Raw genomic sequence first — 6,570 nt, forward strand, 5'->3', positions numbered from 1 at the left:
ATCTATTAAAAATTTTAACAAGCTAAATAGATTTTAGGGGGAATTTAATGCGTTTGCCATGAATCCCTGCTCCTTTCTAGCTACCATAATCCAAATGCCAATAATTTTTTCACATTCATTTGGATTCATTTGCTATCAAAAAAACCTCATTTTAAAAAAAGAATTTATTTACAATTGGTGACAAATACAACCTTTGTGTCATTGATTGATGCTAGAAGAAATTATTTGATACTGCAGGTGCTGTTTTAGCGGTGACTTTTGAGGATAAAATAAAATGGGATTTTTGTTTGTTAATACTGATGAATTATCCGCGATGTCCTGCGATTGTTTGACGATTTAAGCGATTCTAATGTAAGGAACTATTTACTACCATTGAGGTCTTTCTTTTTGTTATTCTTCATCATCATTTTCTTTAGCATGCTCTTAATGAGGTCACATTAACACTGCCCATATAATGTGCAATTATTATTCAGTAGCATATACTTAATCATATTATTTATTTTATGCAAAAAGAGAGCATTTAGTATGAAACATATTGTAATTATGCAGGGTCACCGTACTGATGCAAATCGATATGTGCAACAATATCTAACCAATGAGAAAGATGAAGTCTATTTCATAGATACAAATATCGTAAGTATCGATACAATTCCCCAAATAATATCTGAGCAAACCGAACAAGATCAAGAAAATTATCAGATTCATGTAATTTCTAATTCACATTACGTTACAGCAACCGATGGCGAGTTTCCTCAATTAAAAGATTTTCTTATACAATGGAGCCTATCTCACCCTAATAGCTGTTATGTAGGACGGATTAAGGAGCATTATCAAAAGGAGCTAGAGAATTCAACTGATCGGAAAATTTTTCCAGAAGAAAATAGACGAGTTATAAAACAGCCTACTCATACATTTCTACCATGGTGTGCTAGTTTTTTTTCAAAACCAACAAAAATAAAACCACCAATAGAAATATTAGAATCAAATGAGATTTTTTTTAAGGCATCTGACAATAATAGTTTTTTACGCAAATTGAATTTGCACTTAAATTCGAAGCATTTTACTCGTGAAAAAATACTTGATTTCTTTAATGAAATAAAAAAACCAAGTAGGGGACGTTATGATTTTATCCACAATTGCTCGTCTATCAGTAAATTTTTAGTTTTTTTTAAGGCTAGACGTAACGCTGACGAGGTTAATTTTTGGCATACGGAGACTTATCAAACGGCAGTTAAGCTTTTAAAAGATGCTTATATCCAACGCGCGCATGATGTAACCGCAATAAATAGAAAAGCGGAGGAGGATATTTTTCTTGACTATTTTAGGGGTAATGCACCCATTCATGCAAAAGAAACGAGTTCGAGAAAAAACTTTAAATAAGCTGTGACTAATACTAATTGCCCATGGAGTCATGTGTGACTAAAATGGGCCTTTGAATATTCACAGAAGAATTAAATATTTTATATGCCGGTGACAAGTTACTAACCTGAGTATCAGCGAAAGAGCTCAAGTGTGCTTTCGTTCCAGATTTTTTTGCTTTCTCAAACTGCTCCTCGTATAGAGTAGTAGCTAATTCGGTGTAGCTTCCTAAAGCAATAGCAAACAAATTGCGAACTTTCCCCATAAGTAACAAGACGAGTTGCACTCGTGTGTTGATTAACGCAAAAACTCTTACGTCACACGATTTAACCGCATTTAGACACTCCCTCCATCGCTTTTAATCCAAACATACTCGCTCACTAACGCCGTAGCGCCAGCCCGTAATCTGACGACCAATGCGCTCCATAAGTGATGCCAACAATGCACAACTTCATGTCCACACAAAGGCGTATCTCTAGTTTGAGTAACTCAAAATCATCCATAAAGGCATCCAATTCCGGTTTTTTTGTGCTCTGATTTGTTGGCCGCCCTTACTGCAAGGCGTCATGGCGCATTTTATCTGTCAAGTTATACTTGTATTCCTTTGGGAACTTTTTCGTATACTTAAATAATTGCAACAGTAATTTATAAGTATCCTGGTAGACTGGCAATAAATCGACGAAAACAACCACCTAATCCTCTTTTTTTTCACCAAAGCTCCCTCTATGGACAACCACAATCTCAATAAGTCTAATAAATAAAAAATTAAGAAAAACCCTTGTATAATACAAGGCAAAAGGCACCAGTATCTATACGGAAAAACACCCATAAATAAGAGAAATTTTTTTAAAAAATCTTTTCTACTTAAGAAGGTAGGATTTTAAAGTATAATTAGATTTTTTATTAAATTTGCTTGATATTGATATGACTATTAAGAATGCTTCCATTGAAATAATTCAAGCTCTTGAAGAGCTTTTTCATCATATATATTCAAAAACTTCGTTAACTCAAAAACAAATTTATTTTCTAACTCTTTTCTATCAAATGGCTACAAATTTCGTAAGTCTTGAATCACTCACTTTAAAACATCCTCTATTAATTAAAGAAATTCATCAAATTAATAAGAAGGATTTTTTACGATACAGTGAACAATTACTCGAATTATCTATTAAAGAGGATAAATTGTTCGACTTACCATTATGGCGAGAAACTACCATCCATTTACTGAACCAACTTATAGCAAATTTTAAAGCAAATTATCCTGAAGAAAAATTAGAAGAAAAATCTGATTCATTAGAATCAGATTTAGCATGGAGAGAACAAAATAAGATAAAAAATCCTCTCTTAAACAGTGTATTTAATCAAACTCTTCGAGAAGTGCGTAATTGGCTTTTAGCTAAAAAATATGCTCCCAAGTGTATTTTTATTAGCTATGCTTGGCCTTTACCCGAGAAGTCAAATGAATATTGGATTAATAGTTATCTACGTGCTCTCGTAAATCATCTTCAAGAGTTGGGAGTTATCGTGCTCATCGATTTCGAAAAAAGCAGATGGGGACATGGAATACAAGAACATATTAATAAAATTAAACAGACAGATGCTGTAGTACTTATAGGTACCCCTTCTTTATATACTAAATACCACCATATGAAATATCGGATGGTTCAGGATGAAATTTCCGAAATTATTCAAAGTAACATACCCCTTATTCCACTATTGATTATGGATAGTGTAAGTCAATCATTCCCACGTTGTATTGCACGCAACCTTGCCATTGAGGACTGGCGAACGGGAAATTATTTTGATCACTTAAAAGATTTACTTATTCATTTATATAATTTGCCCCGTTCAAAAGAATTTGAAAATATATGGAAGAAACTACAAAAATTGTCTGATAGTTTAACAGGCTCACATCCTCTCTTAGCTCCAGCCGCATATAGGACATTGCCCTGGTTAGAAAAAAAAGTATTTTCAACTTCTTCTAAGTCTGGGCGGTTTTTTTCTTCAAAGCCAGTGGAGTTTGCAACTTTGCCTGATCATCAAAATAAAATTTCTCCTCCATGATATACTCGGAATAGGGTTATTTAAAAACAAATAATTTATCTTAAATGGACTTTATGATGAAACAAACTAGTGCAATCAAAGAATTAATTGAAGTAAGTAAACTTCTAAAGCCCTTATGCTCACCACTTAACTCTGTAGGAATTCATACATTTACGGCGCTAATTAATTATGATGATAATACGCAAATTAATTTAAGTAATAAACCTCAATGGATCGCTGATTATTACGATTTAAAATTACATGACAGCAGTCTTTATGACACTAATCCAACCCTATTTACTACTGGATATAGCTTATGGCCAAAAGATTCTCATCTTCCTATCTTTCGCCATGGATTAACACATTTTGATAGTGGTTTTGGTATTACCATTTGCCATCGACATAAGGATCATACTGCCTTTTATTTTTTTTCTGGTTCAAATAAAAATGCTGCATTAATCAATTTTTTTGTTAATAACCTGAGCTTTTTAGAGACATATATTTACCATTTTACTCAAAATATGTCTCGACAAATCGCTAAGTCAAAACTTCTTGGGTTAAACCAACAAAAAAAAACCACAGAATCTGTAGTGAATGACTTAATGATTTCCTCTTTGTTAAAAAGAGCAACCTCAGAAAATGAAACCATTTTTCTTCTTAAAAAGAAGTTTATTTCTTTGAAAAAATTTAATAAAGAGATCTCACTCAGATTAACTCCTCGACAAAAAGAAGTCGTTTATTGGTTTGCGCAGGGAAAATCAGCAAAACAAACCGCTGAGATTCTTCAAATTTCCACTCGTACTGTAGAGCGTCATTTTGAAGATGTACGAAAAAAAACAGGACTTAAAAATAAGCAGGAGATTTTTAATGCTTTTTATGAAAGTACTATTTAACTTATTCTGTTAAAGCAGATATAGAATGAATTTCTCATTATTTAAAATAAACAAATAATGGCGATAATTAGTAATTGCTAGAAGAAGAAATACCTCTCGATAGGATTCTACATAAACCTCCACTAATACTCTCAAGTTACTGTTTTTTAACGAGATGCAATTCAGGAGCATTTGGATTTGCTCCTATAGCATTACCTCATTTTTCAGCTTTTTTCTTCGGTCATTATACGCTCCACACTTAGTATCTAAGCTAAGTCTGAAGTACAAATAAATTCAGATATTCTTAAGAAGAAAAGATTTTTAAGAAATTTTCATTTCTTATTCATGGGTATTTTTACGTATAGATATTTTTGTCTATCCCTCTTAGATTAGCTAACACATAACAGGATCACTGGGTTTAATATTAGTTTTTGCAACAAGACCAGATTTGTCTCTGGGGAGATAAGATGATTTTTGTTAAGCAGAGAATTATTGAATGGAAGATATGAGAAACACGAAGAAAGGCTTGACATAATGGTTTTCAAGAGTGGTATCACGCCATCAGCCTAATCATTCTCGACGGTTCATTGCCGATTTACTTACATACAGTCAGTTCTTTCAGTTAGCAGTTGTCACTGATTCTCCTATTACCCGCACCTACACATTCTTCTGTATCTATAACAAGCCTTAGGATGAGAGTTTAAACCATTCTAAGAAAATTAGATTCAACAATCATGTTGGATTAAAAAAGCTAGCCCTAAGGATGTCATTAAATTTTAAGATATTAGGAGTTCTAAATTGCTTCAAATTATGACTCGTTTATTCATAAAAAAATCCTCATCTTATACTCTAGAACAAGTAACTTCTGAAGAAGAATGGAATAACTTAATGGTGGAAAGTATTAGATCGAGTTTTATGCAATCATGGGATTATGGAGAAGCTCTTAGATTAGTTGGATGGAAAGTTAAGCGATTTGTTATTTCCTATCAGGGCATGCCCATTGCATTTTTTCAAACCTCAAGCCGAAAATTCATATTTGAACTAACTAGGATACAACATGGGCCTATATTTTTATTAAAAAATTATAATCTTATTCATGTTTCAAATGTATTTCATATAATACGTAAACATTGGCGCTATTGGAAAGGCAAGACTTTATTGATGTCTCCTTTTCTCCCTTTCTCTGGACATTTACATTCTAGACTGCTCAACTTAGGATATAGATTGGCCAATAAAATGCACTGGGAATCCGCATTAATCGATTTAAGGTTAGATAATGAATATTTACTGTCTAATATGAAAAGTAATTGGAGAAATAAATTAAAGAAAGCTCAGAAATCTTCTTTAAAAATAAAAGCAGTTATTTCAAAATCTGATTTTTATTGGTTTTTGGAACGCTATGAGCTTTTTAAGAAAGAAAAAAACTTTACAGGTGTTAATAAAGATTTTCTGGAAAGTCTCTATAAGCAAATGGTTCCCAAAAAAAGCATGCATATTTTCCTTTGTGAATACCAACAACAATATATAGCAGGCATTATTGTAGTAAGCCATGGTTTGTGCTGTAGTTACATGCTTGGATGGAATAGTGACTTAGGAAGAAAATTATCGGCACATAATCTTTTATTATGGGAGGCTATTCAAAAAGCTAAATCAAAAAATAAATTATTTTTTGATTTGGGAGGTACTCTTTCTTCGCCAATATATAAATCGATTACAGAATTCAAGCAGGGATTAAACGGTGAACAATATATGCTAGTAGGGGAATACTATTAGCAACAGAAAAGAGAATGCATATACAAGATGAATGGAAGCTTTCTTCCTATTATAGAGTTGTAGTTGAGACTATCACTCTTATGTTTTAAAAGGGTGCTTCATCAAATACAACTAATAATGGTAGTAAATTAAAATTACTTGGCGGTGAAACAGTTAAGTTGCCTTCAAGTGCACTATTCTATGAACTAACTTCAGATGATATGGAGAATTTTATTCGCATTAAACAGGATCCTATTTATCAAAAACTAGAGTATGAAAGGATGCTTAAAATTCTACAAAGTAAAAAGGGGCAACTAGACCCAGTTAACAATCCTATAGATTATCGAAAACTGATCCTATTCATGACCGGAAGAGGATATCTGCTTCATTATATAGAAAACGCCATTGCAGAGGTTTTTGGGAGTTAAATACACCATAAAGAGAGCACAAAAATTAAAATTTAACATATCGTTGACTACATTTAGGCGGATTCAACTCGCTAATGCAACTTTTGTATATAAAACAATCAGTTGAGATGGTATAA

At 32.6% G+C, this 6,570-nt stretch carries 4 protein-coding genes; all 4 read left to right on the forward strand.

What is annotated here, in order from left to right; all coding sequences use genetic code 11:
• Positions 1 to 525: 525 nt before the first annotated feature.
• The 4 genes from A8O27_RS17770 to A8O27_RS17790 all read left to right on the forward strand — a co-directional run bounded on the left by A8O27_RS17770 (position 526) and on the right by A8O27_RS17790 (position 6,047).
• Entirely contained in the window at positions 526 to 1,380 is an 855-nt protein-coding gene (locus A8O27_RS17770; protein ID WP_058459897.1) for a hypothetical protein, read from the forward strand.
• Between the two features lie 903 nt (positions 1,381 to 2,283).
• Positions 2,284 to 3,423 carry a toll/interleukin-1 receptor domain-containing protein gene (locus A8O27_RS17780; RefSeq protein WP_115684285.1) on the forward strand — a complete coding sequence of 380 codons (1,140 nt, stop codon included), beginning with the start codon at positions 2,284 to 2,286 and terminating at the stop codon, positions 3,421 to 3,423.
• A 53-nt stretch (positions 3,424 to 3,476) separates the two neighbouring features.
• The gene (locus A8O27_RS17785; protein ID WP_160116275.1) at positions 3,477 to 4,295 is read left to right on the forward strand and encodes a helix-turn-helix transcriptional regulator; all 819 of its coding nucleotides are present in this window, start codon (positions 3,477 to 3,479) and stop codon (positions 4,293 to 4,295) included.
• Positions 4,296 to 5,072: 777 nt separating this feature from the next.
• Positions 5,073 to 6,047, forward strand: a complete 975-nt coding sequence (locus tag A8O27_RS17790) for a lipid II:glycine glycyltransferase FemX (RefSeq protein ID WP_131744502.1) — start codon at positions 5,073 to 5,075, stop codon at positions 6,045 to 6,047.
• Positions 6,048 to 6,570: the final 523 nt, after the last annotated feature.

It is taken from the genome of Legionella bozemanae, assembly GCF_001648595.1.
GTDB classification, from domain to species: Bacteria; Pseudomonadota; Gammaproteobacteria; order Legionellales; family Legionellaceae; genus Legionella; species Legionella bozemanae.

What these genes read in the sequence shown, in the direction of transcription:
- A8O27_RS17785 (WP_160116275.1), top strand. Translation starts at nt 3,477, where the DNA reads ATGATGAAACAAACTAGTGCAATCAAAGAATTAATTGAAGTAAGTAAA.
- A8O27_RS17770 (WP_058459897.1), top strand. Translation starts at nt 526, where the DNA reads ATGAAACATATTGTAATTATGCAGGGTCACCGTACTGATGCAAATCGA.
- A8O27_RS17780 (WP_115684285.1), top strand. Translation starts at nt 2,284, where the DNA reads ATGACTATTAAGAATGCTTCCATTGAAATAATTCAAGCTCTTGAAGAG.